Raw genomic sequence first — 246 nt, forward strand, 5'->3', positions numbered from 1 at the left:
GTGTGGCGCTCGTTCCTGATCCCGGTCGTCATGGACTACGACCCGGCGTCATCGCCGTGGTCGATCGCAGCCACTTACATGTGGTGCAGCACTTGGGACAACATGGGTCGCCCAGTCTCGCCATACGTGCAGTACATCTCGGTTGGCGGGGAAGCGTGGCGAGTCATGCCCCGGCAACCGAGCCTGGTCGGCAGGCGCGCGAATCTGCTGACCCACATTCGGCCGACAGGAGAATCGGGCCTGGTC

Annotated in this window: 1 protein-coding gene; it reads left to right on the forward strand. The window is 64.2% G+C overall.

The genetic code is table 11. The annotated features are described in order from the left end of the window. Window positions 1–30: 30 nt before the first annotated feature. Window positions 31–246, forward strand: a 216-nt coding sequence (locus ACQG3P_RS21610) for a hypothetical protein (RefSeq protein WP_426806199.1), incomplete at its 3' end; no start/stop codon positions are given.

Origin of the sequence: Stenotrophomonas sp. SrG, from assembly GCF_050031795.1 — a bacterium.
Taxonomy (GTDB): domain Bacteria; phylum Pseudomonadota; class Gammaproteobacteria; order Xanthomonadales; family Xanthomonadaceae; genus Stenotrophomonas; species Stenotrophomonas rhizophila_A.